This is a genomic window from Ruminococcus sp. AF31-8BH, assembly GCF_003460605.1.
In the GTDB taxonomy this organism is placed as follows: Bacteria; Bacillota; Clostridia; order Lachnospirales; family Lachnospiraceae; genus Blautia_A; species Blautia_A acetigignens.
Genome location: NZ_QTVN01000004.1, coordinates 223,999 through 250,961, shown reverse-complemented (window position 1 = coordinate 250,961; position 26,963 = coordinate 223,999). Strand labels below are relative to the sequence as shown.

The window sequence follows — 26,963 nt, the reverse complement described above, 5'->3', positions numbered from 1 at the left end:
AATGGTAATTACCACAGGAGGTTAGAAGATGCAGGTACAGGAACTTGTAGGAATTGTGCCGTGGACGTTTGTTGCACAGATCTGCAACCTTTTTATCCAGATGTATCTGGTGAAGAGATTTCTGTTTAAGCCTGTCAATGAAATGCTTCAAAAAAGAAGAGAAATGGCAGATGCCCAGATCCAGGATGCCCAGAAGGCCAAGGAAGAGGCAATCGCCATGAAGACAGAGTATGAGCAGAATATGCAGCAGGCCAAAGAGAAGGCAAGCAGCATTGTGACAGAGGCACAGAAGACAGCTTCACTCCAGAGCGAGGAGATCCTTAAGACCGCAGCCCAGGAGGCGTGGGCCATGAAGGAGAAGGCAGAGAGCGATATTGCCCAGGAGAAGCGCAAGGCTGTCAATGAAGTAAAGAATGAGATTGGCGGCATGGCAATGGAGATTGCCGGCAAGGTGATCGAGCGTGAGATCAAGGAAGAGGATCACGCGAAACTGATCGATGAGTTTATTTCGAATGTAGGTGAGGCATCATGACGCAGATTGCCAGATTATATGGCGGCAGCATGTATGACCTTGCTGCCGAAGAGAAGATCACCGATACTGTGATGGAGCAGATGCAGACCATCCGGCAGCTTTTCGGGGAGAATCCCGACTATGTAAGGCTGCTGTCAGAGCCGTCCATTCCCAAGGTGGAGCGGACGAAGCTTCTGGAAACTGCATTTGGTCAGGAGGCAGAACGGTATCTTGTGAATTTTCTGAAGCTGCTGTGTGAGCGCGGGATCCTTGGAGAGTATGCAGGATGCTGCGAAGAATTTACACGGCGGTATAACGTGGACCACAACATTGCCACTGCAGTGGTGACCAGTGCGGTTGCCCTGACAGAGGAGCAGATGAAGGCGCTGAAGGACAAGCTGGAGAAGCTAAGCGGCAAGACCGTGACTCTTACCCAGAAGACAGACCCCACAGTGCTTGCCGGTCTTCGTGTGGAGCTGGAGGGAAAACAGCTGGACGGAACTGTAAAGAGCCGTCTGGATGGTCTTTCCAGGAAATTAAACGAGCTTATAGTATAAGGATGGATAGAGAAAATGCAGCTTAAACCTGAAGAAATTTCAAAAGTCATCCGCAGTCAGATCAAATATTACGATAACGCCATCAAACAGAATGAGACTGGTACAGTTCTCATGGTAGGCGATGGAATTGCCAGAGCAAGCGGCCTGATCAACTGTATGGCAGGCGAGCTCCTTGAGTTCGAAGATGGCAGCTTCGGAATGGCACAGAATCTGGAAGAGAACAGTGTGTCTATCGTATTATTTGGTGATGATTCCGGTATTGGCGAAGGTCAGACCGTAAAGCGCACCGGAAAGGTTGTATCCGTTCCGGTTGGAGAGGCTATGATCGGGCGAGTTGTAAATGCCCTTGGACAGCCGATTGACGGTGCAGGACCTGTAGCAACAAGCGAGTACAGGGCAATTGAGAGCCCGGCTCCTGGCATCTGTGAGAGACAGGGCGTAAACCAGCCTCTGCAGACAGGCATCAAGGCAATTGATTCCATGGTTCCCATTGGTAGAGGACAGCGTGAGCTGATCATCGGTGACCGTCAGACTGGTAAGACCACTCTGGCAGCAGATACCATCATCAACCAGAAGGGCAAGGATGTGATCTGTATCTACGTTGCCATTGGACAGAAGCGTTCCACCGTATCTTCCATGGTTGAAACACTTAGCAGAAACGGCGCTATGGATTACACCATTGTTGTTGCGGCTACTGCTTCTGAGGCAAGCCCGCTGCAGTACATTGCACCTTATTCCGGATGTGCAATGGGCGAGTATTTTATGCATAAGGGAAAAGACGTTCTCATCATTTATGATGATCTGAGCAAGCATGCGGTTGCCTACCGTGCACTTTCCCTGCTGATCCGCCGTCCGCCGGGACGTGAGGCATACCCTGGAGATGTTTTCTATCTTCATTCCAGACTTCTGGAGCGTGCCGCAAGACTGGACGAGGCACACGGCGGCGGTTCCCTTACTGCCCTCCCGATTATCGAGACGCAGGCAGGAGACGTTTCCGCATATATTCCCACCAACGTTATTTCCATTACAGACGGACAGATCTTCCTGGAGACAGAGCTGTTCCATTCAGGCGTTATGCCGGCTGTAAACCCTGGTATTTCCGTATCACGAGTTGGTGGAAATGCCCAGATCAAGGCAATGAAGAAGGTTGCCGGTACCCTGAAGCTGATTTATTCCCAGTACCGTGAACTGCAGAGCTTTGCCCAGTTTGGATCTGACCTGGATGCAGATACCAAGGCGCGTCTTGAGCAGGGTGCGAGAATTGTGGAGGTTCTGAAGCAGAATCAGAATGCTCCGGTTCCGGTTGAGAAGCAGGTAGCGATTCTTTATGCAGTTACCAAGGGAATCCTTTCCAAGGTGGCGACAGAGGATGTAAGAAGCTACGAGACCGGACTTTATACCTGGATCGACAGTGACCCGCAGGGCGCAGCTGCCATGCAGGAGATCCGTTCCACCGGAGCTTTGTCAGCTGAGACAGAGGCCAAGCTGAAAGCTGCCCTGGAACAGTATACTGAGAATTTTGTAAATACAAGACCTGAGAAATAAATTGTGACGAGGAGGAAACTTTATGGCTGCAAACATGAAAGCGGTAAAGCTGCGTATCAAAAGTGTGCAGAGCACCATGCAGATTACCAAGGCAATGGAACTTGTAGCATCCTCCAAACTGCGTAAAGCCAAGGAAAGGGCTGAAGTATGCCGGCCTTATTTTGAGACCATGCACAAGACTCTGGCGGATATTGCCCAGAGCAATACAGATTTTACCTCTGTGTATGTAAAGGAAGCCGTGAATGAGAAGCGCTGTTATGTGCTGATCGCCGGAGACAGGGGTCTGGCTGGCGGATATAATACCAACCTGTTTAAATGTCTGGAAGCAGCCTCTAAGGACCAGGATTTTGTAGTCCTTCCCATTGGGAAAAAGGCTGTGGAGTATTCGAAGCGCAATGGATTTGCCTGTGTTACAGAAAGCTTCAGTGAGATCGCGGATATTTCCGTGGCAGACTGCTTTGAGATGGCGAATCTGCTCTGTGGGGAATTTAAGAACGGGGAGTTTGGACATATTGATCTTTGCTATACCAAATTTGTTTCCATGCTTTCTCAGCAGCCGGATGCCATTCCGGTACTGCCTTTGGATGACCTGACAGGGGAGAACGATACGAAGGACATCCGGAATCTGATCCTGTATGAGCCGGATGCATCTGAGGTATTTGAAGCCATTGTTCCGGAGTATCTGGCCGGACTGATCTATGGCGCTGTGTGCGAGAGCGTTGCCAGTGAGCTGGCTGCAAGACGTACTGCCATGGAGGCTGCCACAAACAATGCCGAGGAAATGATCGAGAAGCTGAATCTGCATTACAACCGGGCACGTCAGGCAAGCATCACGCAGGAAATCACAGAGATTGTTGGAGGTGCGGAAGGAGTCTGATCCGGCCGCATAAAAAGGACATGTCGCCTGCCGGCGACATCACCATATATGAAAGTCAGCTGTTCCGCGCTGAGCGCTCCCACAGCTGCCGACCGCATTCGTAATCCGGGCTGTCGCCCTACTTACTCATATGGTCTAGCCCATCCGATATCCAAGAATTCGCTCATGCGGAGCATGGCTTATTCTTGGCTGCCGTCTGGGACTTTCATAGTATATGATATAAGGAGACTGCTAAATGAGCGAAAAACACATTGGCGAGGTTGTGCAGGTAATCGGTCCGGTACTGGATATCCGGTTCGGACATGATGAACTGCCTGCACTTCTCAATGCCATCGAAATTGATCATGAAGGCACCAAGCTCACCGCAGAGGTTGCCCAGCAGATCGGGGATAATACAGTGCGCTGCATTGCCATGAATTCCACTGACGGTCTGGTAAGGGGAACCAAGGCTGTGGACACCGGAGAGCCGATCAAGGTTCCGGTTGGAGAAGAGTGCCTGGGAAGAGTATTTAATCTTCTGGGCGATCCGGTAGATAACCTTCCGGCACCAGAGACCAAGGAGCACTGGGCCATCCACCGTCCGGCACCTTCCTATGAAGAGCAGATGCCGGCTACCGAAATCCTGGAGACTGGAATCAAGGTTGTTGACCTGATCTGTCCTTACGCAAAGGGCGGTAAGATCGGTCTGTTCGGAGGTGCTGGTGTTGGCAAAACAGTTCTGATTATGGAGCTGATCCACAATGTTGCCACAGCACATGGCGGACTTTCCGTATTTACAGGTGTTGGAGAGCGTACCCGTGAGGGTAATGACCTTTATAACGAAATGAAGGAGAGCGGCGTTATCGATAAGACCGCATTAGTTTACGGACAGATGAACGAGCCGCCGGGAGCACGTATGCGTGTTGGTCTTTCCGGACTGACGATGGCAGAGTATTTCCGTGATGTGAAGAATCAGGATGTGCTTCTTTTCATTGATAATATTTTCCGTTTTACACAGGCTGGTTCAGAGGTTTCCGCACTTCTTGGACGTATGCCTTCCGCAGTAGGATATCAGCCTACACTGGCTACTGAGATGGGGGCTCTTCAAGAGCGTATTACTTCTACCAGAAAGGGTTCCATTACATCTGTACAGGCTGTTTATGTGCCGGCTGACGACTTAACTGACCCGGCTCCGGCTACCACATTTACCCATCTGGATGCAACCACCGTACTTTCCCGTGAGATTGCCAGCCAGGGTATTTATCCGGCAGTGGATCCGCTTGATTCCACAAGCCGTATCCTTTCACCGGAGGTTGTTGGACAGGAGCATTATGAAATTGCCCGTGCGGTACAGAGAGTTCTGCAGCGTTATAAGGAACTGCAGGATATTATCGCAATCATGGGTATGGATGAGCTTTCTGAGGAGGATAAGCTGACCGTAAGCCGTGCACGTAAGGTACAGCGTTTCCTGTCACAGAGCTTCTCCGTAGCAGAGCAGTTTACCGGTATGCCGGGACAGTATGTTCCGCTCAAAGAGACTCTCCGCGGATTCAAGATGATCCTGAATGGTGAGTGCGACAGCATTCCTGAGAGCTGCTTCCTGTTTACCGGAACTATTGATGATGTTTTCGAGAAAGCAAAAAATAACCAGAACCAGTAAAGGAGGCTGCCTATGAGGACATTTCCCCTTAGAATCGGTACTCCCGACGGCCTGCTTTTCGAGGGAGAGGTGCAGCGCGTAGTCTGCCGCAGCATTACCGGGGACATGGCAATTATGGCAGGACACTGCAATTTCTGTACCGCTCTTGGAATGGGCGAGGCCCATGTGATTCTGGAAGACGGTTCTGTGCGAAGCGCAGCCTGCATTGGCGGTATGCTTACCGTTCTTGATGGAAGCTGCAGCCTTCTTGCAACCACCTGGGAATGGCAGGAGGACATCGACGCCGACCGTGCCGGAGAAGCCAAAGAGCGTGCCCAGGAGAAACTTGCAAAAGGCGGACTTTCCGACAAAGAATACAAAATCGCCGAAGCCAAGCTGCAGAGAGCGCTTGTGAGACTGAGCGTGAAAAGTTAAATAAGAGAAAGTCAGATGATGACTTTAAAACATTAAACTCCCATCACATAAAAGCGTTGACATAAAAGAGTGGGAGCGTTACAATAAGATATCGGAAAAATAATGAAAAGGGCTGGCTTTAACCGGTCCTTTTTAATGTTTTCCAACAAAAAATAAAAAAAGAAACAAGGGGGACGTTTTGAAAGAAAGAGAAACATTCGGGTCGCGGCTGGGATTTATCCTGGTTTCCGCAGGATGCGCCATCGGACTGGGAAATGTGTGGAAATTCCCGTACATGGCAGGGAAATACGGCGGCGCGGCATTTATTCTGATTTATTTGGTATTTCTGGTGCTGCTTGGGCTGCCGGTGCTGGTATGTGAATTTGCGGTAGGACGTGCAAGCCGCAAAAGTACGGCAAGAGCATTCCACGATTTGGAACCGGAAGGCTCCAATTTCCACAATTTCAGCTACATGAGCATGGTTTCCAACTATGTGCTGATGATGTTCTACACAATGGTAGCGGGATGGATGCTGTATTACTGCTATGCCATGGCAGCAGGTAAATTAGCGGGAAAAGATTCCGCACAGGTAACAGATTACTTTACAGAACTTCAGGGTTCCGCTGGTACAATGACCTTATGGATGGTGATCGTAGTTGTTTTATCTTTTGGCGTTTGTTCCCTGGGCGTACAGCGCGGCCTTGAGAAAATCACCAAAGTAATGATGCTCAGCCTTCTGGCACTGATCGTAGTTCTCGCAATCCATTCCCTCACTTTGGATGGGGCAATGGAAGGCGTGAAATTTTATCTGGTGCCGGATTTTGCCTCCATGAAAGAAATCGGGATTGGAAATGTAATTTTCGGAGCATTGTCACAGGCATTTTTTACATTAAGCATTGGTGCAGGTTCCATGACTATTTTTGGAAGCTACCTGGGCAAAGACAGATCCCTTCTGGGAGAATCCATTCACATTACCGTGTTGGATACCTTCGTGGCATTGATGGCTGGACTGATCATTATTCCGGCATGCTTCGCATTCGGTGTAGAGCCAGGCGCAGGTCCGGGACTGGTATTTATCACGCTGCCGAATGTATTTAACCAGATGGCAGGCGGCAGAATCTGGGGAGCTTTATTTTTCCTGTTTATGTCTTTTGCCTCCCTGTCCACGGTAATTGCAGTATTCGAGAATATTTTGTCCTATTCCATGGACCGGAAAGGCCGGAGCCGGGGGAAAGCAGTAGCAGTGAATATGGTTGTAATGATCCTTCTTTCCCTTCCGGCAGTGCTGGGATTCAATGTGCTGTCCGGCATACAGCCCCTTGGAGCAGGAACCAACATTATGGACCTGGAGGACTTTATTGTATCCAATAATATTCTTCCCCTTGGCTCTGTAGTATTCGTTATGTTCTGCGTATCCAGATACGGCTGGGGATGGAAAAATTTCATCAAAGAGGCTGACACTGGCGAGGGATTGAAATTCCCCACAAATGTGCAGAAATATATGCTGTACGTAATTCCAGCAGTGGTAGTTGTAATTTATCTGAAAGGCTATTATGATATGTTTAGTCCGAAAGGACTGGCTGTGCTGGCTGTATGGATGATCGTAAGCCTGCTGGTGCTGGCATTTGTAGGCTGGATCATTTTCGGAAACAAAAAGACAAAGCGATAACATTTAAGACATAAGCAAAGGAGTGACCCAAAATGATAGCAGAAAAAATGAAACCTTACGTAAAAAACAATTCTGCAATCCGTATGATGTTTGAGGAAGGAAACCGTCTTCGTGCCATTTACGGACCGGAGAATGTGTTTGATTTCAGCCTTGGAAATCCAAGCGTTCCGGCTCCGGACTGTGTGCGCCAGGCAATCATTGACCTGGTAAATGAGGAGGAACCTACCGTTCTTCATGGATATATGAGTAATGCAGGTTTCGAGGATGTGCGCCAGACCATCGCAGAATCTTTGAACCGCAGATTTGGAACTTCCTTTGCGGCAAAGAACCTGATTATGACAGTTGGAGCGGCAAGCGGACTGAACGTAGCCTTTAAAACAATCCTGAATCCTGGGGAAGAAGTCATTGTTTTTGCACCTTATTTCCTGGAGTACGGTGCATATGTAAGGAATTATGACGGCAAGCTTGTGGAAATTTCACCGGATACCGCCACCTTCCAGCCGAACCTGAAGGAATTTGAGGAGAAAGTCACACCGAAGACCCGTGCTGTCATTGTGAATACCCCTCACAATCCAACTGGAGTTGTTTATTCCGAGGAAACTATCAAGAAGCTGGCAGAGATTCTGGAAGCGAAGCAGAAGGAATTTGGCACCGTGATTTATCTGATTTCGGATGAGCCGTACAGAGAGCTGGCTTACGACGGCGTGCAGGTTCCTTATCTGACGAAATACTATGCAAATACCATTGTTGGCTATTCCTACAGCAAATCCCTTTCCCTGCCGGGAGAGCGTATCGGATATCTGGTTATCCCGGATGAGGCAGATGGAAGTGAAGAGCTGATTGTGGCAGCAGCTATTGCAAACCGTACCATGGGCTGTGTCAACGCACCGTCTTTGATCCAGAAGGTAATTGCCAAATGTGTGGATGCAGAGGTTGATGTGGCAGCTTATGATAAGAACCGTCTTGCTCTTTATAATGGCCTGAAGGATCTCGGTTTCGAATGCATTAAGCCGCAGGGTGCTTTTTATCTTTTCGTGAAATCCCCTGTTGCAGATGAAAAAGCATTCTGCGAAGCTGGCAAGAAATACAACATTCTTATGGTACCGGGAAGTTCTTTCGCATGCCCTGGATATGTGAGACTGGCTTACTGCGTATCTTATGAGACTATTATGAATTCTCTGCCGCAGTTTGCAAAACTGGCAGAGGAATTTGGACTGAAATAAAATTTAGAAAATCGGAGGGGATTATGTCCAGTTTATATATCGTAATTCCAGCGTATAACGAATCTGCGAATATTGAGAGAACCATTGACCAGTGGTATCCGGTGGTGGAGCGGCACAATGATGAAGGCAAATCCAGGCTTGTGATCATCAATGACGGAAGCAAGGATCATACATACCAGCTTCTGCAAAAATGCGCCGCATCACGTCCCCTGCTTATTCCTCTGGACAAACCAAATGGTGGACATGGTCCTACAGTTCTTTATGGATACCGCTATGCTATTCAGAATCATGCAGATTACATTTTCCAGACTGATTCTGACGGACAGACCAACCCGGATGAATTCGAGCCCTTCTGGAACCAGAGAGGCCGCTATGATGCGGTGATCGGCACACGTTCTGTTCGCGGTGACGGCAAGTCACGGAAGTTTGTGGAGAATGTAGTGTGTTTTCTCCTGAGAATGATCTTCGGGGTAAAAGTGTCCGACGCCAATGCGCCCTATCGCCTGATGAAAACAGACCTGGTGGCCAAATACATCGGCAAGCTGCCAGAGGATTTCAACATCCCCAACATCATGTTCACCACATACTTTGTCCACTACAAAGAAAAAGTAAAGTTCATCGACATCACCTTCAAACCCCGACAAGGCGGAACCAATTCCATCAACGTGAAAAAGATCGTGAAGATCGGGTGGAAGGCTGTAAAGGATTTTTATAAGCTGAAGAAGGAGCTTTAGAGTGGCTTAGTGAAGAAATCGTTGCCCGGACGCGAGTTCACAAGGTATATTCATCGCAGGTCGTCGCAACACTCCGCCAACTTATGCGAATATAAAAATAAAAAAGCAGATAAATCTTAACTCACCCAGCTAAGACCTATCTGCTTTTTTTATTATAATTTCTTATGCATTCTTCTTAATAGAAGCTCTCTTCCTGTCACGGGAATCCAGAATCTTCTTACGGATACGAAGGCTGGTAGGAGTAACCTCCAGGAGCTCATCGGTGTCGATAAACTCGATAGCCTGCTCCAGGCTGAGAACTCTCGGCGGAGTCAGCTTCAGCGCCTCATCAGCAGAAGAGGAACGAGTGTTAGTCAGATGCTTGGTCTTGCAGACATTCAGCTCAATATCCTCTGCCTTACCATTCTGTCCGATAACCATACCGCTGTAAACCTTTGCGCCAGGTCCGATAAACAAAGTACCACGCTCCTGAGCTGCGAACAGACCATAAGTAACAGCCTCGCCGCCCTCAAATGCGATCAGGGATCCCTGCTTACGATACTGGAAATCTCCCTTATATGGAGAATATCCATCAAAAATAGTATTGATAATACCAGTACCCTTAGTAGAAGTCAGGAAATTTCCACGGAAACCAATCAGTCCACGGGAAGGAATGTGGAACTCAAGACGAACAGAACCGTCGCTTGCAGTACTCATTCCCTGAAGCTCACCCTTACGCTCACTAAGCATCTGGATTACAGTACCGGAAAACTCCTCCGGAACATCAATATAAGCGATCTCCATTGGCTCTAACTTCTTGCCGCGCTCGTCAATTTTGTAAAGAACCTCCGGCTTGCTGACTGCAAACTCATATCCCTCACGTCTCATATTCTCAATAAGAACGGAAAGATGAAGCTCACCACGTCCGGAAACCTTAAAGCATTCAGTTGTCTCAGTATCCTCAACACGAAGGCTGACATCTGTATTTAACTCTCTGTAAAGTCTGTCACGGAGATGACGGGAAGTAATGTATTTACCCTCCTGTCCTGCAAGCGGGCTGTCATTTACCAGGAAGTTCATAGCGATAGTAGGCTCAGAAATCTTCTGGAACGGAATTGCCTCCGGGTTGTCGCCGCCGCAAAGAGTATCTCCAATATGAATCTCCGCAATACCGGAAATTGCAACAATAGATCCGATGGTTGCTTCTTTTACCTCAACCTTGTTCAGACCGTCAAACTCATAAAGCTTGCTGATCTTAACCTTCTGTTTCTTGTCCGGGTCATGATGGTTCAGAAGGGTAAGCTCCTGGTTCACAGAAATAGTACCGCTCTCAACTTTACCAACACCGATACGTCCAACATACTCATTGTAATCAATTGTACTGATCAGTACCTGAGTATCTCCATCCGGGTCTCCTTCCGGAGCAGGGATGTATTTCAGAATTGCCTCAAACAGAGGCTCCATGTTCTCCGGTGTATCCTTCAGATCCAGAACAGCATGTCCGGTCTTTGCAGATGCATACAGGAACGGACAGTCAAGCTGCTCATCAGAAGCACCAAGGTCCATCAGAAGCTCAAGTACCTCATCTACAACCTCATCCGGTCTTGCTTCCGGACGGTCTATTTTGTTAATGCAGACGATTACGTGCAGATCCAGCTCAAGAGCTTTTTTCAGAACGAATTTGGTCTGAGGCATGGCACCTTCGAAAGCATCAACCAGAAGGATAACGCCGTCTACCATTTTCAGTACACGCTCAACCTCGCCGCCGAAGTCAGCATGTCCTGGGGTATCGATAATGTTGATCTTTGTGTCTTTGTAATGAACTGCTGTGTTCTTGGAGAGAATTGTGATACCACGCTCTCTCTCAATGTCATTAGAGTCCATGACACGTTCCTGAACCTCCTGGTTGGCACGGAAAACACCGCTCTGCTTCAGCAGCTGGTCTACCAGTGTGGTTTTACCATGGTCAACGTGGGCAATGATGGCTACGTTACGTACATCTTCGCGTTTCGTCTTCATAAAAATCGAAATCCTTTCTTTATCGCGGCAGAAGAGGTTCTGTCGCTTTCTTTCCTTAATTAATTATAATGTGATTATTGTGCATTGTCTATAGTCAGATACTGTCCGTTGGATGTGTTCCGCGAGGTGTTTTTTGTGAACAGAGTTCACAGAAAACCCGAGAAATGCAGCGCGAAATCCTGCTTGCATGATTTCTGTGCATCGCGTAGCGGTTGCTGTGAACGAAGTGAACAGTAACCAAATTCCCAGTTTACCACATTTTTCGCAGATTACAAGGTGTTAAAAAAATTTTTTTAAAATTTCTGGTTCTAAATGCGTGCATCCTCTCATAGATTTTATAGACCAACAAGTAAGACAAGTATCCCAGATATAAACGGGATGCCGGGAAAGTCTGCAGAAAAAAGTGAGAAGAGGAAGGAGAACTACATCATGGCAGATAAAATTATTGAAAACAATCAGGTTTCCATCACAGGAAAGATCACAACAGGTTTTTCATTCAGTCACCAGGTTTACGGCGAAGGCTTTTACACAATGGAGCTTCTTGTGAAAAGACTAAGTGACTCTCAGGACCGGATCCCTGTGATGGTATCTGAACGACTGGTAGACGTTACACAGGATTATGTGGGACAGTATGTGGAAATCCACGGACAGTTCCGTTCCTATAACAGACATGAGGAGAAGCATAACCGCCTGGTGCTTTCCGCATTTGCCCGGGAGCTGCGCTTTATTGAGGAAGAAGAGGCGATGACGCCAGTGAACCAGATTTTCCTGGACGGATATATCTGCAAGCCTCCGGTTTACCGCAAAACCCCGCTTGGAAGGGAAATCGCGGACCTCCTTCTTGCTGTAAACCGCCCCTATGGGAAATCAGACTACATACCCTGTATCTGCTGGGGACGAAATGCCCGCTACGCATCTGCCTTTGAGGTAGGCGGACATGTGCTGATCTGGGGCAGAATCCAGAGCCGGGAATACATGAAGCGGATTGGGGAAAACGAGACCCAGAAGCGAACCGCCTACGAGGTCTCCGTAAGCAAGCTGGAATATGTATAAAAACTGGCTCCACCCAGCTGATTTCCAGGCAAAAAGTTACTGTTCACTCCGTGATCAGTAACACGCTTCGCGATGCACAGAAATCATGCATTCGCATGATTTCGCGCTGCAATTCTCGGGTTTTCTGTGAACTTTGTTCACAAAAAACACCTCGCGGAATGTTACCAGTGAACAGTAACGGCAAAAAGACAGTGCATAGCCATGAAAAAAGCATAGCTTGCATTTCTGGCAGTTTTGCGGTAATATAAGCATATTAAAAATGGCGCATTTTGCGCGTAGCTGTAAAGGTACTGAACAGTTACTATTATTTTTAACAACAATAAGAGGAATCAGTATGGAAAAAGAAATGGCAGAGGTTTATTGCGGAAATGGCAGAGGCAAGACCACATTGGCAATTGGTCAGGCACTGCGCGCATCTTCTCAGGGCAAGAGCGTGATCATCATTCAGTTCCTGAAGGGAAATGAACGGCGCGAGCTGGATTTCCTGGAAGAACTGGATCAGCTGGACATCAAGATCTTCCGCTTCGAGAAGATGGAGACCTGCTACGACCAGTTAAATGAGGAAGAGCAGGCAGAAGAGAAACGCAATATTCTGAATGGACTAAATTTTGCCCGCAAGGTAATTGCAACCCAGGAATGCGATTTTCTGGTATTGGACGAGATCCTTGGACTTCTGGATAAGCATATCGCAACTGTGGATATGGTTACCGAGCTTCTGAAGCAGAAGGACGAATCTATGCATATTATTCTCACAGGCAACCGGGTAGACCAAGGTCTCTTGGATTATGTAGACCGTGTGACTACCATTACCACTCTCGAAAGAGATAAAATGCCGCTGGTCTGACCGGGCGTGCAGATTGCGGGAATGATTTTTCAAACACGCTCTAGAGCCTTTTTTAAACATGCTCTAAACTGCTGAAACGATACACAAGGATGAATAGGAGGAAGTAAAATGGCAATTTTCAAAGGCGCAGGCGTTGCAATCGTAACCCCCATGCATGAAGATGGAAAAGTAAATTATGAGAAACTGGAAGAACTTCTGGAATACCAGATTGCCAACAGTACAGATGCGATCATTATCTGCGGTACCACAGGCGAGTCTTCTACCCTGACACATGGAGAGCATCTTCAGACGATCAAATTCGCAATTGACAAGGTAGCCGGAAGAGTTCCTGTAATCGCAGGTACAGGCTCCAATTGTACAGAGACTGCAATTATGATGTCTCAGGAAGCTGCTTCTTACGGAGCTGACGCTCTTCTGATCGTAACTCCATATTACAACAAGGCAAGCCAGAAGGGACTGATCCGTCACTACACAGAGATTGCGAATTCCGTGCCGGATACTCCGATCATTATGTATAACGTACCAAGCCGTACAGGCTGCAATATCCAGCCTGCCACAGCAGTCACACTTGCCAAGAATGTGAAGAACATTGTAGGAATCAAGGCTGCAAGCGGAGATCTTTCCCAGATCGCCAAGATGATGTCCATGGCTGACGGATGCCTTGAGCTTTATTCCGGAAATGATGATCAGGTACTTCCGATCCTTTCTCTTGGCGGACTTGGTGTAATCTCCGTATTATCCAACGTTGCTCCGAAGAACACCCATGACATGGTTATGAAATTTATGGAAGGTGATCTTGCAGGTGCTGCCAAGCTTCAGCTGGATGCTGTTCCGCTGATCAACGCATTGTTCTGCGAGGTAAACCCGATTCCGGTTAAGACTGCCCTGAACCTGATGGGATGGAAGGTCGGACCGACCCGTATGCCTCTTTGCGAGATGGAGACAGAGAATGAGGAGAGACTGAAGAAGGCTCTTACAGATTACGGAATTAAGCTTGCATAAGAGAGGAAGTAATTACAATGGTTAAAATTATTATGCACGGATGCAATGGTCACATGGGACAGGTTATCTCCGAAATCGTTGAGAAGGATCCCAATGCCCAGATCGTAGCAGGAATTGACATTGCAGACCAGGGGAAAAACAGCTATCCGGTATTCACAAATATTGATGAGTGCCAGGTAGAGGCAGATGCTGTCATCGATTTTTCCTCACCCAAGGCTTTTGACAAGCTGATGGATTATTGTGAGAAAAGAAATATGCCGGTTGTTCTTTGCACCACAGGTTTAAGCGAGGAGCAGCTTGCCAGAGTAGAAGAGAGTGCGAAGAAGATCGCAGTTCTCAAATCTGCCAACATGTCCCTTGGAATCAACACTCTTCTGAAGCTGGTTCAGGATGCTGCCAAAGTTCTGGCAACAGCCGGCTTTGACATGGAGATCGTGGAGAAGCATCACAACCTGAAGGTGGATGCCCCAAGCGGAACTGCCCTTGCCCTTGCAGACAGCCTGAATGAGGCAATGGACAATCAGTATCATTATGTATATGACCGCAGCCAGAGAAGAGAGAAGCGCGATGCTAAGGAAATCGGTATTTCTGCAGTGCGCGGCGGCTCTATCGTTGGAGAGCATGAGGTAATTTTTGCCGGCCAGGACGAAGTAATCGAGTTCAAGCATACCGCATATTCCAAGGCAATATTTGGCAAAGGCGCTGTAGAAGCAGCCAAATATCTTGCCGGAAAACCAGCCGGAAGATACGATATGAGCGATGTGATCGCTGGCTAAGATATACAAAAAAAGTAAAAGTCATACAAAAAAATTGTTGAATTTATGGATTTACAGACAGGAATCTGTTTGCTATAATTCCACCATAACAAGTTGCAACGGAGCAAACTACTAAGTGGTTTGCTCCGTTTTTTATTTGCAGAAAGGGCTGCCGTCAGGCGGCCTTTTTGCGTATCATCAGCTGGAAGATAAGATAGTATTTTCTGCGCAGGCTATCTGTACCGGCGAGAGTCAGAGAGGAGAAATCATTATGAGAAAAACAGCAAAAGCAATGGCACTTCTTACAGCAGCATCTATGATCATGACCGCTTTTACTCCGGTATATGCAGAGAGTACAGATGACACTGCAGCAGTAGACTGGGAAAAAGGAGACAACATTAAAGCAATCAAGGAAAAAGGCGTGATCACAGTAGCAACCGGAACTTATGTACCTTTTGAGTACCGTGATGACGACAACAATATTGTAGGGTTTGACATTGACCTGGCTCAGTATATTGCAGATAAGCTGGGGGTGGATATGGAAGTGACAGACATGGAATTCCAGTCCATTGTTCCATCCATCCAGAACGGAGAATATGATTTTTCCATCGCAGCCATGTATAAAACAGATGAGCGCTGCGAGGTCGTGGACATGTCCAAATCCTATTGCGACAGCGGTATGATCCTTGCGGTAAAAGAAGATTCCGAATATGCAGACACCATCAAGAGCCTGGCTGACTGTGATGGCCTGAAGGTAGCAGTAAAGGAAGGTGCAACCTCCTACAATGTGGCACAGAGCTTCCTGGATGAAAACCCGGATGTTTCTTATGAAATCGTTCAGTATAAAGATACCGTTGGATGCGTTTCCGATCTTCTTGCAGGCCGTGTGGATGTTGTAGTCAATGACCTTCTGAATCAGAAGATCCTTTCCCAGGAATATGAGGGAACCAAGATCGTATGTGATCCATTCACACATGCAGAGAATGCAATTGCAGTACAGAAAGGAAAAGATGACCTGCTTGCATTTATCAACGAGTGCATTGACGACTACTATGCAGACGGCACTTACGATGCACTGTGGACAAAATGGATCGATGCTTCTGGAGATGGAGAGGAAGCCGCTTCCGCAGCAGAGGATACTGCAGAATAAGATAAGAACAAGGCAGAAAAACGTGTTACTGTGAGCAGTAACAAAAAAGTAAGAAAGAAAGGATAAACCGGCTATCTTTACTGGTCACAGGGTAAATAGTATGGTAACATTGAAATGGTCACTTGTATTTGACAAAATGTCATCACTGCTTCATGGATGTGCAGTGACGATGGAAATATCGATTCTGACGCTTATATTTGGTACGGTTCTTGGCGTAGTGCTGGCGCTGATGCGCGACAGCCGCGTGAAGATCGTGGCAAGGATCGCACAGCTTTATATCTGGATCTGGAGAGGAACTCCTCTTATGATACAGGCATTCCTGATTTATTTCGGACTGCCCAACCTGGGAGTCACATTCAGCGCCATGACAGCAGGCGTGCTCTCCATGTCATTAAATACAGGCGCATACATTGCGGAAATCGTTCGCTCCGGTATCCATGCTATTGACCCTGGACAAAGAGAAGCAGCCAAGGCTCTGGGAATGCCCTGGCATCTGGAGATGCTCCGGATCGTGGCACCCCAGGCAACCAAGATCTGTATTCTGCCTTTGGTGAACCAGTTTATTGCAACCATTAAGAATACCTCCATTTTATCAGCCATAACACTGACAGAGCTTACCAGGGAGGGAACTCTGATCGCCTACAATTCTTTCCATTATTTTGAGCCGTACATAGCGGTTGCGGTATTGTACCTGATCCTGACAACTATATTTACCCAGCTTGCAGGAGTTCTGGAAAGGAGGATGGCATAAATGGCAGAGGACGTAATCTTAAGCGTAAAAAATATCAGCAAGTGCTTCGGAGATCTGGAAGTACTTAAAGGAATCAGCTTCGACATCCACAAAGGGGAAAAGATCGCAATTCTGGGACCCAGCGGTTCCGGCAAATCCACCATTCTCCGCTGCATCAACCAGCTGGAAACCTATGATTCCGGTGAGATTGATTACATGGGAAAATCAGTGGACTCCGGCCAGGCGCTTCACCAGCTGAGACAGCATATTGGAATGGTGTTCCAGAGATTTAATGTGTTTACCCATATGAGTGTTCTGCAGAATGTGATCGAGGCACCTGTCCATGTGAAAAAGGTTCCAAAGCAGGAGGCAGTCACCCGGGCCAAGGAGCTTCTGAAAATGGTTGGCCTGGAAGGCAGGGAGGATGCCATGGCGAAGAACCTTTCCGGCGGACAGCAGCAGAGGGTTGCAATTGCCAGAGCTATGGCCATGGATCCGGAAGTGATCCTTTTCGATGAGCCTACAAGTGCACTGGATCCGGAACTGGTTGGAGAGGTATTAAACGTCATCCGTAAGGTAGCAGCAGAGGGCGTTTCCATGGTAATTGTAACCCATGAGATGAATTTTGCCCGGGAGGTTGCAGACAGGATTTTGTTTATGGAAGATGGCGTGATCGTGGAGGATGCGTCTCCGGAAGAATTTTTTGAACATCCAAAGAATGAGCGTATTCGTCAGTTTATCAGGAAAGTTGAGGAAAGATAATTCAGGATGGACTACATAATCAAAAACGGCTGGATCGTAAATGGAAAGAATGAAAAGCCTTTTTACGGCGATCTGGCAGTAAAAAATGGTAAAATTGAGGAAGTGGGGGAGCACATTGAAGTCCCCTCTGACTTCTCCGGAAAATGTGTCCTGGATGCGGCCGGTGGGTATGTAACCCCCGGCTTTATTGACATTCACAGGCACGGCGACTGGCAGGCTTTTGGAAATGGTGATGATGAGCTTTTGAACAGGCAGGGGCTTACCACTGTGGTAAATGGAAACTGCGGACTGTCTGTGGCGCCAGTCGGGGAGAAGTTTAGAGAAGAGATTGCAGGTTTTTTGAGCAGCGTTACGGGAGAAGTTCGGCAGGGACAGGCAGACGTTATGTCAACCATGTCATCCTACCTGGCTGCTCTTTCCAAAGAGAAACGCAGCGTCAACACTGGAATGCTTGCCGGAAACGGAACCATTCGTGCCGGAGTAAAGGGCTATGCCCCCGGAAAGCTGTCTGATGAGGAAATGCACCAGGTTTGGAATGCATTGGAGGAATCCCTTGCAGCCGGCGCTCTTGGAGTCAGCCTTGGAGTCGCCTATGCACCGGAATTTGAATATGACAGGGATGGGCTTGCGCAGGCACTGCAGCCGTTGAAAGGAACTGGAATTCCCATTACCACCCATGTGCGCAACGAAGGGGACGGAATCCTTCTGGCTTTGCAGGAGGTGATTTCAGTAGCGGAGGAACTTCAGATTCCGCTGCATGTAAGCCATCTGAAATGCATCGGACAGAAAAACTGGGGCGATACGCCTGTGAAGATCCTGCAGCTGTTTGATCAGGCGGCAGAGCGGGGCGTGAAAGTGGATTTTGATCTGTATCCCTATCTGACAGGTTCCACCCAGCTGGTACATCTGCTTCCTCCGCAGTTTCAGGAGGGCGGCACAGACGCCATCTGTGCGAGACTGGCAGACCCGGCATGCCGGAAGGAAATTACCAAAGTACTGCAGCAGCCCTCGGATATTTTTGAAAACATTGTGGAACTGGCTGGCTTTGAGCGGATTTATGCCAGTACCTTGCATACGCAGCAGTTTGGAAGCTATGCAGGCCAGTCCATTTCGGCTATTGCGAAGCAGCTGGGAAAAGATCCTTATGATACCCTTTACGACATTCTTCTTGCGGAGCGCTGTCAGGTTACCATGCTGGATACCATCGCCTCCGAGGAGGATATGCTTTATTTTCTGAAGGACAGCCGCGCAAACCTGATCTCCGATGCCATATATCCGGCTGGCGGAAAATATCATCCAAGAGTTTACGGCGCTTTTCCGAAGCTTCTAACCGATTATGTAAGAGACCGGAATGTTTTTTCCATAGAAGAAGCCGTGTATAAAATGACAGCAAAACCAGCCGCCGTTCTGGGCCTGAACCGTGGGATACTCCAAAAAGGAATGCCAGCAGATATAAACGTATTTCATCTGGACAAGCTTCAGATTCACGCAGATTTCCAGAACCCGGATCAGTACTGCACCGGATTTGATTACGTACTGGTTGGCGGGGAGATTGCAGTGGAGAAAGATCAGTACCGAAATTCAAAAAGCGGAGTACTCCAGAGACGCTCTGGAAATTGAAAAGGAAGGAAAGCCATGATCCTTTCGTGCCAGTGGTAGAGGACGGCAAATTATATGGAAGAGGAACCTCTGATATGAAAGGGGCTGTGGCGGCATTTTTCTGCGCAGCAGCATATTTCCTGGAAGACCACGGAAAGAATTTTGCCGGGGAAATCCATACAGCAGGTGTGGTTCACGAGGAATGCTTCGAGGGCGTAGCGGCCAGAAGTATCAGTGAACTGGTGAATCCAGACTATGTTGTGATCGGTGAAGCATCAGGGCTGAACATTAAGACCGGACAGCGGGGAAGGGCAGAAATCCTTCTGGAAACCTTTGGAAAAGCAGCTCATTCCGCAAACCCGGAAAAGGGCGTGAATGCGGTGAAGAAAATGTGCAGGCTGATCAGTGAATTAGACAAGCTTCAACCACCTGTCCATGAGCAGCTTGGAAAAGGAATCATGGAAGTGACGGATATTATTTCTTCCCCATATCCAGGAGCTTCGGTGGTGCCGGAGTACTGCCGTGCCACCCTGGACCGCCGGCTTCTCACCGGTGAGACGAAAGAAAGCGTCCTGGCTCCTGTTAAGGAACTGATTGCAAGGCTGGAAAAAGAAGATCCTCAGTTTTCGGCAAAGGCTTCCTTTTCTGTTGGAAAAGAGAAATGCTATACGGACGCGGAAATTCAGGGTGAGCGCTTTTTCCCGGGCTGGTACTATGATCCAAAAGAAGACTATATTCAGAAAATTCTTGGAAAAGTCCGGGAGGCAGGCTACGATCCGGAACTTACCCAGTATAGCTTTTGCACCAACGGCAGCCACTATGCAGGCGAAAAAGGAATTCCCACCATCGGACTTGGCCCTTCCAGGGAAGACCTGGCTCATACGGTGGATGAGTATGTGGAGCTGACTCAGCTTTTCGGGGGTGTGGAATGTTATTATGCGGTGATGGAGGCTTTGCTGCTGTAAGATGTTTCATGCCTGCCTGAGGTAGATCGGCAGCATATAAATGGAAAATTATGCCAGAATAGTTTTTGCTCATCTGTACATATTAGGAATACAAAGCAGCAGTATTTTCAGCTGAAAATATTCTTAAGAAAAGGAGACAGATGAGATGAAAAAAACAAAACGTATGCTCATAAGTGCTTTGCTGGTATTTACATTATGTATGCTTACCGCCTGCGGCAATAACAACAACGCGGCGGACGAGGTTCCAAACACCGCAAATGACGGTATAGATAACGTAGGAGATGGAGCCGCAGAGGACAACCTGACAGATGACGCGGACAATAATGGAAACGATGATGGAAACAACGGAACAGACGGTAACATGGCTGGCGATACAGCAGTACCGGATGATGCAAACACCGCAAATGACGGCACTGCAGTTCCTGGTAACAATGTAACCGAGAACAACAATTCCGTTTCCGGCGCCATTGGCGAGGGCGTGGAAGACTTAGGAGACGGTGTGGCAGACGGCGTCCGGGACATCGGGGAAGGTGTAGGAAATGCCGTGGAAGATGTTGGTGATGCGGCAGGCAATGCCGCAGACGGAAGATAAGGAGTAAGAGATAGCGCTGGATGAAGCAGATAAAAGCTTTGTTCAGCGCTTTATTTATATGCAGATCAATTAATATTTGCATAAGAATTAGTTGAATGCTATTATTAACAGAAGATTCAAGTAAATAATAGGTTTGACATCCAATGACAAGGAGGAAGATCATGAGATTTCGACCATGTATCGATATACATAACGGAAAAGTAAAGCAGATCATAGGTGGAAGCCTTCGGGATACAGGAAACCAGGCACAGGAGAACTTTGTTTCCCAGCAGGACGGAGCCTTTTATGCATCTTTATATAAAGAAAAAGACCTGAAAGGCGGCCACATCATACTTCTGAACCGCGCAGATTCCGAATACTTTGAAGCAACCAGAAAGCAGGCCTTTCTTGCACTTGGCGCATATCCCGGCGGCCTGCAGCTTGGAGGCGGCGTAACCCCGGACAATGCTGCAGAATACTTAAATGCAGGCGCCAGCCATGTGATCGTCACCTCCTATGTTTTCCGCGACGGTCACATCTCCTGGGAAAACCTGGAGAAAATGGTACAGGCAGTAGGCAAAGAGCACCTGGTCCTGGATCTCAGCTGCCGGAAAAAAGGGAATGCCTACTACGTGGTCACAGACCGCTGGCAGAAATTTACAGAAGAACAGGTAACCTTGGACCTGATGGAAAAACTGGGCGGATACTGCGATGAATTTCTCATCCACGCAGTAGATGTGGAAGGCAAAGCCAAAGGCGTAGAAGTTCCCCTAGCAAAGCTGCTGGGCGAATATAAGGGACATCCAGTAACCTACGCAGGCGGCGTTGGCAGCATGGAAGACATCCAGATTCTGAAGCAGGCGGCCAGGGGAAAAGTGGATGTAACAGTGGGAAGCGCACTGGATCTGTTCGGTGGAACCATACCCTTTACAAATTTGATTGGAGAACTTTAATCCTACAGTTCTGACTATGTCAAACCTGACATAAAATAGAGTGGGAAAATTACAAGTGAGCGAAAATTTCGCTGCTTTTGGAAAAGTATCCGGCAAGTTTGTGAAAAAATTCGTAATTTTTTCAGAAAATGATGTTAATTTCTGAATTAATGTGTTATAATATAGCCATCAAACAGCAAAGGGGATGGAAGCATGAAATTCATTATCAGCGGAAAGAACATCACAGTGACAGACGGGCTTCGTACAGCAGTTGAGGACAAGCTCGGTAAACTGGAAAGGTATTTCACTCCTGACACTGAAGTTGTCGTAACTCTTAGTGTAGAAAAAGAAAGACAGAAAATTGAGGTGACGATCCCGGTTAAGGGCAACATCATCCGTTCCGAGCAGGTCAGCAACGACATGTATGTGTCAATCGACCTTGTTGAGGAAGTAATCGAACGTCAGCTCAGGAAATACAAGAACAAGATTGTAGACAAGCAGCAGGCAGCAGCCAGCTTCCAGAAGGCATACCTGGATAAGGAATATGAGGAGGATGAGGAAGTTAAGATTATCCGTACCAAGAAATTTGATATCAAGCCTATGTATCCGGAAGATGCATGTGTTCAGATGGAGCTTCTTGGACATAATTTCTTCGTATTCTGCAATGCAGAGACCGATCAGGTGAATGTTGTTTACAAACGTAAAGGCAGCACCTATGGATTGATTGAGCCGGAAGATTAAGGACAACAGCTTCCTAAATTGAAAATTAAATAGAGGAAATATGAGAGTCCCGGAGGCTATGCTTCCGGGACTTTTTACTCAAAGCAGCTTGCAGACGGACTTTTTCAAAACTGCTCTGAAGCAGGGAATTACGAAAGCTCTGCCAGCAGCTGCTTCGCAGATACTTTCATAACAGGCAGTTCCTGTCCGCTATAAGTGCTGTAGGCCAGGAATCCGGCGCCGTTTTCCAGGGGAATAGCACGGGTATGAATCTCCGGGTGAAGCACCAGAATATCCCGGAAGCTGCTCGTAATCCCTTCCCCGGTCAGCTTTCCCACGCTTTCCTTCATGGCCCAGATCCGGCAGAAATTAAGATCAGACTTCACAGATGCCTGTTCCTCATCCGTGCAGACCCTTTGCACAAGGAATGGCTTAGCAGGCGTCAGCTTCTGAATATCCAGCCCGATTTCTTCCCTGTGCAGTCCGCAGCCCACAAAGGATCCGCTGTGGCTGAGATTAAAAAAGGGCATATTTTTCCCGGCAAAAAAAGGTTTTCCTGAGGCGGTTTTCTGGAAATCCGGAATTTTTTTCGTTCCGTATTCCTGCCTCATTCCATAAGCCAGAAGAAGCCAGCCCACCGCGGACTGCTTCTGATCTGCAGCCTGCTTAAATCGCAGCACATATTCCCTTCGTTTTGGGGGCAGCAGAGGAAGGCACCGTTCCAGCTGTTCTTGTGAAAAAATATCAAGTTCCTCGAAAAGATAGATCATTTGTCCAAATTCTCCTGAAAAAATTCATCTGATTTCCATTAGTATACCATATTATTTTCCATAAAACCTTTCAGACATAGTTTGTTCATCAAATATTTATTGTTTTCCTACGGAAAAAGTGCTAAAATAGGCTGGTATGTTAAACAAATTGTATAATATTACAGGAAAAGAAATCCGTCATATTCCACAATATGACATCTAAAAATATAGACAGGAGTTAAGAGCTAAATGAACATGTTTTCAAAAGTTTTCGGAAGCCGCAGTCAGAGAGAGGTTAAACGTATCATGCCTCTCGTTAAGAAAATTGAAGACCTGCGTCCTGAAATGCAGAAATTAACCGACGAAGAACTTCGCGGTAAGACAAGAGAATATAAGAAACGTCTGGAAGAAGGAGCAACCTTGGATGACCTTCTGCCAGAGGCATTTGCTACCGTCCGTGAGGCTGCCAAGCGAGTACTTGGAATGGAGCACTTCGAGGTACAGCTGATCGGTGGTATCGTTCTTCATCAGGGACGTATCGCTGAGATGAAGACTGGTGAAGGTAAGACCCTGGTAGCCACACTTCCATCCTACCTGAATGCGCTGGAAGGCAAGGGCGTTCACGTTGTAACTGTCAATGATTACCTGGCTAAGCGTGATGCTGAGGAGATGGGACAGGTTCACAGATTCCTTGGTCTTACCGTTGGCGTTGTACTGAACGATATGAAGCCGGAAGAGCGCCGTGCAGCATACAACTGCGACATTACTTATGTTACCAATAACGAGCTTGGATTCGATTACCTTCGTGATAACATGGTTATCTACAAGGAGCAGCTGGTACAGCGTGATCTTCACTACTGTATCATCGATGAGGTCGACTCCATCCTGATTGATGAGGCGCGTACCCCTCTGATCATTTCCGGTCAGAGCGGCAAGTCCACCAAGCTGTATGAGGTCTGCGATATTCTTGCACAGCAGCTGGAGCGTGGAGAAGCCAGCCATGAGATGACCAAGATGGCAGCTATCATGGGCGAGGAAGTTATTGAGACCGGAGACTTCGTTGTAAATGAGAAAGACAAGATTGTCAACCTTACTGAGCAGGGTGTGAAGAAGGTTGAGAAATTCTTTAATATTGAGAACCTTGCAGATCCGGAGAACCTTGAGATCCAGCACAACATTATCCTTGCACTTCGTGCCCATAACCTGATGCACCGTGACCAGGATTACGTTGTAAAAGACGACGAGGTTATGATCGTCGATGAGTTTACCGGACGTATTATGCCGGGCCGCCGTTATTCTGACGGACTTCATCAGGCAATCGAGGCGAAGGAGCATGTTAAGGTAAAACGTGAGAGCAAGACTCTTGCAACCATCACCTTCCAGAACTTCTTCAACAAATACGATAAGAAAGGCGGTATGACCGGTACTGCCCTTACCGAGGAGAAGGAGTTCCGTGATATCTACGCAATGGACGTTGTTGAGATTCCGACCAACAAGCCTGTTCAGCGTAAGGATTTAGATGATGCGGTATACATGACCAAGAAGGAGAAATTCAACGCGGTTGTTCAGTCCGTTAAGGAAGCTCATGAGAAACAGCAGCCAGTTCTGGTTGGTACCATCACCATCGAGACTTCCGAGCTTCTCAGCCGTATGCTGAAGAGAGAAGGAATCCAGCACAATGTACTGAATGCCAAGTTCCATGAGCTTGAGGCTGAGATCGTAGCACAGGCTGGTCAGGCAGGTGCCGTTACCATCGCAACCAACATGGCAGGCCGTGGTACAGATATTAAGCTGGATGACGTGGCAAGAGCTGCCGGCGGTCTGAAGATCATCGGTACAGAGCGTCATGAGTCCAGACGTATTGATAACCAGCTCCGTGGACGTTCCGGACGTCAGGGAGATCCGGGAGAATCCCGTTTTTACATTTCCCTTGAGGATGACCTGATGCGTCTGTTCGGTTCCGAGCGTCTGATGAAGGTATTTACTTCCCTTGGAGTTGCAGAGAACGAGCAGATCGAGCACAAGATGCTTTCCAATGCTATTGAGAAGGCACAGGAGAAGATTGAGTTCAACAACTTTGGTATCCGTAAGAATCTTCTTGATTATGACCAGGTAAATAATGAGCAGCGTGAGATCATCTACAAGGAGCGCCGTCAGGTTCTTGATGGAGAGAACATGCGCGATGCCATCTACAAGATGATCACAGATATTGTAGACAATGCAGTGGATATGTGCTTTTCTGATGATGTGGATGCAGAAGAGTGGGATCTGAACGAGTTCAATACCGTTCTTCGCCAGATCATCCCGATCGAGCCTCTTACTCCTGAGAAAGTAAAAGGCAAGAAAAAGAATGAGATGAAGCATCTTATTAAGGAAGAGGCTGTGAAGCTTTATGAAGCCAAGGAGTCTGAGTTCCCGGAGCCGGAGCAGCTGCGTGAGCTTGAGCGTGTCATCCTTCTGAAGAGTATTGACAGCAAGTGGATGGATCACATTGATGATATGGAGATCCTTCGCCAGGGTATCGGCCTGACTGCTTATGGCCAGAGAGATCCGGTTGTTGAGTACAAGATGGCTGCATTTGATATGTTCAACAGCATGATTACTTCCATTCAGGAAGATACAGTCAGAATGCTGTATCATGTTCATGTTGAGCAGAAGATTGAGCGTGAGCAGGTTGCTAAGGTTACCGGAACCAACAAGGACGATTCCAGTGCCCGCAAGCCAGTTCAGCGTAAAGAAATCAAGGTTTACCCGAACGATCCGTGCCCATGCGGAAGCGGCAAGAAATACAAACAGTGCTGCGGCAGAAAAACAGCTAATGTTTAATTTCGTATAAAATAAAGAGCGAATTTCTGGAGAATAGATGTATCTGGAAAGTCGCTCTTTTTATTTATTTAGATTCCCGGACGCGGTTTTACAATGTATATTCACCGCCGTGCGTCGCAGCGTTCCTGAAATGCACGGCTACATGAATATACATTGTAAAGCCGCTGGTTACTGGTAATGAGAATAGGAAAAAAAGCAATTTACTAATTTACTGTAGTTGGCTGGGGGCGGAGCCGAATTGCTTTTTGTAGGCGCGGGAGAAGGTGGTGTAGTCGGAGAAGCCGCTGAGCTGGGCTGCTTTTAAGACGGGGGTTCCCTCGGCAATTTGGGTACGGGCAAGGAGCAGGCGCTTGCTTACGATGTAGTTGTGGATGGTGTAGCCGGTTTCTTCTTTGAATTTGCGCATCATGTGGTACTTGCTGAGATAGTATTTCCGGGCAAGGGTTTCGATGGAGAGGTCTTCGGTCAGATTGTGGTTGATGTAGCGGAGAAGCTCTTCAATCTGGGAGTCGCTGCTGTAGGAGCGGGTGTCGTAGATGTATTGCTTCTCCAGGAAAATGCGGTTTACATAAACCATGAACTGGGTGAAAAGGGCAGTGCCAAGAAGATCACTTCCGAATTTTTCATCCTTCAGGGCGGCCTCCAGTTCGTAGAGCAGCTGCTTTAATTTTTCCTGAGTGCCAGAGTCCAGACGGATCAGATTGAAGCTGCGGTCGATGGCCTTCTGGAAGCAGCGAAGCAGGTCAGTCTGGGCAAGATCGTCCCGGATCCAAAGCACGAAACGCTCATAAGGAACGGAAAAATCAATCTCCGGCTTGTGGATGGCATGCCGGTTCACAAGAAGAATATCCCAGGGCTTCAGATAGTAGGATTTTCCCTCAATGTGGTAAGCTGCCTTGCCGGACAGAAAGATGATGACCTTGTGAAAATCATGATAATGGTAGGCGAAGGTGCGCTTGGTCTGATCCTTGATATGAAAAAGCCGGAATTCCTGATCCAGATATCCGGTTTTTTCTGTAGAAATCTCAGCAGCCGATGCTATGGAAATTTCGGAGGTATCTAATGGTTTGTTTTGCATGCTCTCACTCCTTTTTCTTATTTTATTCCAAAAGCTTTCCTGGCACAACCACAAAATTGCATTTTTTGCAATATAATCCGC

General features: G+C 47.6%; 25 protein-coding genes. 22 read left to right on the top strand and 3 right to left on the bottom strand.

Going from position 1 to position 26,963, the window contains the following annotated elements; translation table 11 throughout:
- The first annotated feature begins 28 nt into the window (after positions 1-28).
- From atpF to DWZ38_RS07120, 9 genes are all read left to right on the top strand, one after another.
- Complete coding sequence (gene atpF, locus DWZ38_RS07160) at positions 29-532, top strand: F0F1 ATP synthase subunit B (protein WP_117851246.1); 504 nt, start codon at positions 29-31, stop codon at positions 530-532.
- Positions 529-1,068, top strand: coding sequence for an ATP synthase F1 subunit delta (atpH, locus tag DWZ38_RS07155; RefSeq protein ID WP_117851243.1), 540 nt, complete (start codon positions 529-531; stop codon positions 1,066-1,068). Before atpF ends, atpH begins: the two co-directional genes overlap by 4 nt.
- Before the next feature lie 15 nt (positions 1,069-1,083).
- The gene (atpA, locus tag DWZ38_RS07150; RefSeq protein WP_021925143.1) at positions 1,084-2,613 is read left to right on the top strand and encodes a F0F1 ATP synthase subunit alpha; all 1,530 of its coding nucleotides are present in this window, start codon (positions 1,084-1,086) and stop codon (positions 2,611-2,613) included.
- Between the two features lie 22 nt (positions 2,614-2,635).
- On the top strand, positions 2,636-3,490 hold the full coding sequence (atpG, locus tag DWZ38_RS07145) for an ATP synthase F1 subunit gamma (RefSeq protein ID WP_117851241.1): 855 nt from the start codon (positions 2,636-2,638) through the stop codon (positions 3,488-3,490).
- Positions 3,491-3,725: 235 nt separating this feature from the next.
- Positions 3,726-5,129 (top strand): F0F1 ATP synthase subunit beta, encoded by a 1,404-nt coding sequence (atpD, locus tag DWZ38_RS07140; RefSeq protein WP_021925142.1) that lies wholly within the window; start codon positions 3,726-3,728, stop codon positions 5,127-5,129.
- Positions 5,130-5,141: 12 nt separating this feature from the next.
- Positions 5,142-5,543, top strand: a complete 402-nt coding sequence (gene atpC / locus DWZ38_RS07135; RefSeq protein WP_021925141.1) for an ATP synthase F1 subunit epsilon — start codon at positions 5,142-5,144, stop codon at positions 5,541-5,543.
- Positions 5,544-5,721: 178 nt separating this feature from the next.
- Positions 5,722-7,191, top strand: a complete 1,470-nt coding sequence (locus DWZ38_RS07130) for a sodium-dependent transporter (protein ID WP_117851239.1) — start codon at positions 5,722-5,724, stop codon at positions 7,189-7,191.
- Positions 7,192-7,223: 32 nt separating this feature from the next.
- Positions 7,224-8,414, top strand: coding sequence for a pyridoxal phosphate-dependent aminotransferase (locus DWZ38_RS07125; RefSeq protein WP_117851236.1), 1,191 nt, complete (start codon positions 7,224-7,226; stop codon positions 8,412-8,414).
- Between the two features lie 23 nt (positions 8,415-8,437).
- Positions 8,438-9,148 (top strand): glycosyltransferase family 2 protein, encoded by a 711-nt coding sequence (locus tag DWZ38_RS07120; protein WP_021925138.1) that lies wholly within the window; start codon positions 8,438-8,440, stop codon positions 9,146-9,148.
- A gap of 162 nt (positions 9,149-9,310) precedes the next feature.
- Here the strand turns inward: DWZ38_RS07120 and typA are convergent, their stop codons facing one another.
- A complete protein-coding gene (gene typA / locus DWZ38_RS07115) occupies positions 9,311-11,146 on the bottom strand; it encodes a translational GTPase TypA (protein ID WP_117851234.1) in 1,836 nt (611 codons plus the stop codon).
- A gap of 429 nt (positions 11,147-11,575) precedes the next feature.
- Here typA and DWZ38_RS07110 point away from each other — a divergent pair, with 429 nt between their 5' ends.
- The 12 genes from DWZ38_RS07110 (at position 11,576) to raiA (ending at position 22,250) form a co-directional block, all read left to right on the top strand.
- Complete coding sequence (locus DWZ38_RS07110) at positions 11,576-12,199, top strand: single-stranded DNA-binding protein (protein ID WP_117851232.1); 624 nt, start codon at positions 11,576-11,578, stop codon at positions 12,197-12,199.
- 334 nt (positions 12,200-12,533) lie between these two features.
- Positions 12,534-13,043, top strand: a complete 510-nt coding sequence (locus DWZ38_RS07105) for a cob(I)yrinic acid a,c-diamide adenosyltransferase (RefSeq protein WP_021925714.1) — start codon at positions 12,534-12,536, stop codon at positions 13,041-13,043.
- Positions 13,044-13,151: 108 nt separating this feature from the next.
- Positions 13,152-14,045 (top strand): 4-hydroxy-tetrahydrodipicolinate synthase, encoded by an 894-nt coding sequence (dapA, locus tag DWZ38_RS07100; protein WP_117851230.1) that lies wholly within the window; start codon positions 13,152-13,154, stop codon positions 14,043-14,045.
- 17 nt (positions 14,046-14,062) lie between these two features.
- On the top strand, positions 14,063-14,821 hold the full coding sequence (gene dapB / locus DWZ38_RS07095) for a 4-hydroxy-tetrahydrodipicolinate reductase (RefSeq protein ID WP_021925712.1): 759 nt from the start codon (positions 14,063-14,065) through the stop codon (positions 14,819-14,821).
- A 250-nt stretch (positions 14,822-15,071) separates the two neighbouring features.
- A complete protein-coding gene (locus DWZ38_RS07090; protein ID WP_147342986.1) occupies positions 15,072-15,950 on the top strand; it encodes a transporter substrate-binding domain-containing protein in 879 nt (292 codons plus the stop codon).
- A 100-nt stretch (positions 15,951-16,050) separates the two neighbouring features.
- Complete coding sequence (locus DWZ38_RS07085; RefSeq protein ID WP_117851225.1) at positions 16,051-16,701, top strand: amino acid ABC transporter permease; 651 nt, start codon at positions 16,051-16,053, stop codon at positions 16,699-16,701.
- Complete coding sequence (locus DWZ38_RS07080) at positions 16,702-17,442, top strand: amino acid ABC transporter ATP-binding protein (RefSeq protein ID WP_021925709.1); 741 nt, start codon at positions 16,702-16,704, stop codon at positions 17,440-17,442.
- 6 nt (positions 17,443-17,448) lie between these two features.
- Complete coding sequence (locus DWZ38_RS07075; protein WP_117851222.1) at positions 17,449-19,062, top strand: amidohydrolase family protein; 1,614 nt, start codon at positions 17,449-17,451, stop codon at positions 19,060-19,062.
- Complete coding sequence (locus DWZ38_RS07070; RefSeq protein WP_117851220.1) at positions 19,059-20,006, top strand: YgeY family selenium metabolism-linked hydrolase; 948 nt, start codon at positions 19,059-19,061, stop codon at positions 20,004-20,006. The genes DWZ38_RS07075 and DWZ38_RS07070 overlap by 4 nt, the downstream gene beginning before the upstream one ends.
- Positions 20,007-20,151: 145 nt before the next feature.
- Entirely contained in the window at positions 20,152-20,598 is a 447-nt protein-coding gene (locus tag DWZ38_RS07065; RefSeq protein ID WP_117851217.1) for a hypothetical protein, read from the top strand.
- A 161-nt stretch (positions 20,599-20,759) separates the two neighbouring features.
- Positions 20,760-21,530, top strand: coding sequence for a phosphoribosylformimino-5-aminoimidazole carboxamide ribotide isomerase (gene hisA / locus DWZ38_RS07060; RefSeq protein ID WP_021925705.1), 771 nt, complete (start codon positions 20,760-20,762; stop codon positions 21,528-21,530).
- A 192-nt stretch (positions 21,531-21,722) separates the two neighbouring features.
- Entirely contained in the window at positions 21,723-22,250 is a 528-nt protein-coding gene (raiA, locus tag DWZ38_RS07055; protein ID WP_021925704.1) for a ribosome-associated translation inhibitor RaiA, read from the top strand.
- 128 nt (positions 22,251-22,378) lie between these two features.
- On the opposite strand, the gene DWZ38_RS07050 is transcribed toward raiA, so the two are convergent.
- Complete coding sequence (locus DWZ38_RS07050; RefSeq protein ID WP_117851214.1) at positions 22,379-22,999, bottom strand: 4'-phosphopantetheinyl transferase superfamily protein; 621 nt, start codon at positions 22,997-22,999, stop codon at positions 22,379-22,381.
- A 228-nt stretch (positions 23,000-23,227) separates the two neighbouring features.
- Here DWZ38_RS07050 and secA point away from each other — a divergent pair, with 228 nt between their 5' ends.
- A complete protein-coding gene (secA, locus tag DWZ38_RS07045) occupies positions 23,228-25,804 on the top strand; it encodes a preprotein translocase subunit SecA (protein WP_117851211.1) in 2,577 nt (858 codons plus the stop codon).
- A 208-nt stretch (positions 25,805-26,012) separates the two neighbouring features.
- Here the strand turns inward: secA and DWZ38_RS07040 are convergent, their stop codons facing one another.
- Positions 26,013-26,882, bottom strand: a complete 870-nt coding sequence (locus DWZ38_RS07040; protein WP_117851208.1) for an AraC family transcriptional regulator — start codon at positions 26,880-26,882, stop codon at positions 26,013-26,015.
- Positions 26,883-26,963: the final 81 nt, after the last annotated feature.

What these genes read in the sequence shown, in the direction of transcription:
- atpF (WP_117851246.1), top strand. Translation starts at nt 29, where the DNA reads ATGCAGGTACAGGAACTTGTAGGAATTGTGCCGTGGACGTTTGTTGCA.
- atpH (WP_117851243.1), top strand. Translation starts at nt 529, where the DNA reads ATGACGCAGATTGCCAGATTATATGGCGGCAGCATGTATGACCTTGCT.
- atpA (WP_021925143.1), top strand. Translation starts at nt 1,084, where the DNA reads ATGCAGCTTAAACCTGAAGAAATTTCAAAAGTCATCCGCAGTCAGATC.
- atpG (WP_117851241.1), top strand. Translation starts at nt 2,636, where the DNA reads ATGGCTGCAAACATGAAAGCGGTAAAGCTGCGTATCAAAAGTGTGCAG.
- atpD (WP_021925142.1), top strand. Translation starts at nt 3,726, where the DNA reads ATGAGCGAAAAACACATTGGCGAGGTTGTGCAGGTAATCGGTCCGGTA.
- atpC (WP_021925141.1), top strand. Translation starts at nt 5,142, where the DNA reads ATGAGGACATTTCCCCTTAGAATCGGTACTCCCGACGGCCTGCTTTTC.
- DWZ38_RS07125 (WP_117851236.1), top strand. Translation starts at nt 7,224, where the DNA reads ATGATAGCAGAAAAAATGAAACCTTACGTAAAAAACAATTCTGCAATC.
- DWZ38_RS07120 (WP_021925138.1), top strand. Translation starts at nt 8,438, where the DNA reads ATGTCCAGTTTATATATCGTAATTCCAGCGTATAACGAATCTGCGAAT.
- typA (WP_117851234.1), bottom strand. Translation starts at nt 11,146, where the DNA reads ATGAAGACGAAACGCGAAGATGTACGTAACGTAGCCATCATTGCCCAC.
- DWZ38_RS07110 (WP_117851232.1), top strand. Translation starts at nt 11,576, where the DNA reads ATGGCAGATAAAATTATTGAAAACAATCAGGTTTCCATCACAGGAAAG.
- DWZ38_RS07105 (WP_021925714.1), top strand. Translation starts at nt 12,534, where the DNA reads ATGGAAAAAGAAATGGCAGAGGTTTATTGCGGAAATGGCAGAGGCAAG.
- dapA (WP_117851230.1), top strand. Translation starts at nt 13,152, where the DNA reads ATGGCAATTTTCAAAGGCGCAGGCGTTGCAATCGTAACCCCCATGCAT.
- dapB (WP_021925712.1), top strand. Translation starts at nt 14,063, where the DNA reads ATGGTTAAAATTATTATGCACGGATGCAATGGTCACATGGGACAGGTT.
- DWZ38_RS07090 (WP_147342986.1), top strand. Translation starts at nt 15,072, where the DNA reads ATGAGAAAAACAGCAAAAGCAATGGCACTTCTTACAGCAGCATCTATG.
- DWZ38_RS07085 (WP_117851225.1), top strand. Translation starts at nt 16,051, where the DNA reads ATGGTAACATTGAAATGGTCACTTGTATTTGACAAAATGTCATCACTG.
- DWZ38_RS07080 (WP_021925709.1), top strand. Translation starts at nt 16,702, where the DNA reads ATGGCAGAGGACGTAATCTTAAGCGTAAAAAATATCAGCAAGTGCTTC.
- DWZ38_RS07075 (WP_117851222.1), top strand. Translation starts at nt 17,449, where the DNA reads ATGGACTACATAATCAAAAACGGCTGGATCGTAAATGGAAAGAATGAA.
- DWZ38_RS07065 (WP_117851217.1), top strand. Translation starts at nt 20,152, where the DNA reads ATGAAAAAAACAAAACGTATGCTCATAAGTGCTTTGCTGGTATTTACA.
- hisA (WP_021925705.1), top strand. Translation starts at nt 20,760, where the DNA reads ATGAGATTTCGACCATGTATCGATATACATAACGGAAAAGTAAAGCAG.
- raiA (WP_021925704.1), top strand. Translation starts at nt 21,723, where the DNA reads ATGAAATTCATTATCAGCGGAAAGAACATCACAGTGACAGACGGGCTT.
- DWZ38_RS07050 (WP_117851214.1), bottom strand. Translation starts at nt 22,999, where the DNA reads ATGATCTATCTTTTCGAGGAACTTGATATTTTTTCACAAGAACAGCTG.
- secA (WP_117851211.1), top strand. Translation starts at nt 23,228, where the DNA reads ATGAACATGTTTTCAAAAGTTTTCGGAAGCCGCAGTCAGAGAGAGGTT.
- DWZ38_RS07040 (WP_117851208.1), bottom strand. Translation starts at nt 26,882, where the DNA reads ATGCAAAACAAACCATTAGATACCTCCGAAATTTCCATAGCATCGGCT.